Origin of the sequence: Streptococcus sp. CCH8-H5, assembly GCF_001556505.1 — a bacterium.
Classification (GTDB): domain Bacteria; phylum Bacillota; class Bacilli; order Lactobacillales; family Streptococcaceae; genus Streptococcus.
The window spans coordinates 1-748 of record NZ_LSIZ01000138.1; the positions used below are offsets into that span (position 1 = coordinate 1).

At 44.8% G+C, this 748-nt stretch carries 1 protein-coding gene; it reads left to right on the top strand.

Annotated features, from left to right (window positions below):
- Window positions 1-748 (top strand): Ig-like domain-containing protein (locus AX663_RS08975; RefSeq protein WP_231724227.1); only part of this gene is annotated, 748 nt, incomplete at both ends.

Here is a 748-nt window from a genome sequence, read left to right on the forward strand (position 1 = left end):
AACCGTAACGTTCCCAGATGGAACAACAGCAACCCTAACAGGCGATAAGACCGTTTATGTTTCAGAAAATGGTGAATTACCTGACTCAATTGATTTGCCAAAATTAATCATAACTAAATGGGTTGATGAAAATGGTAATGAATTAAAACCAACAGATGCAAAAGCACCCGTTGAGTTGGGTGGTGCTAATGAAGCATTAGAACATGGAGAAATTGAAGGATATGTATTTGACAGAACGGTAACTGATAAAGTTGAAGGTACTGTAACTCATATCTTCAAACGAGTTAAAGCTGAAGCTGATACGACTGCACCAACAGCGCCAGTTGTGAACACCGTTAAAGCGGGCGACACAGCAGTAACAGGTACAGCCGAAGCAGGTTCAACCGTCGAAGTGACACTTCCAGATGGCTCTAAGGTATCAACAAAAGCCGACCAAGATGGCAACTACAGTGTTCCAGTAAGTGGCTTGAAGGAAGGCGACACTGTATCAGTGACTGCAACAGATGAAGCTGGTAATAAGTCAGATGCGACAACTGCAACCGTAGCGAAAGCCGATGATAAGACAGCTCCACTCGCACCAGTTGTGAACACCGTTAAAGCGGGCGACACAGTAGTGACAGGTACAGCTGAAGCAGGCTCAACAGTAGAAGTTACTCTTCCAGATGGCACTAAAGCAACTGCAACAGCAGATCAAGATGGCAACTTCAGTGTTCCAGTCAGCGCCTTGAAGGAAAATGACACCGTATCT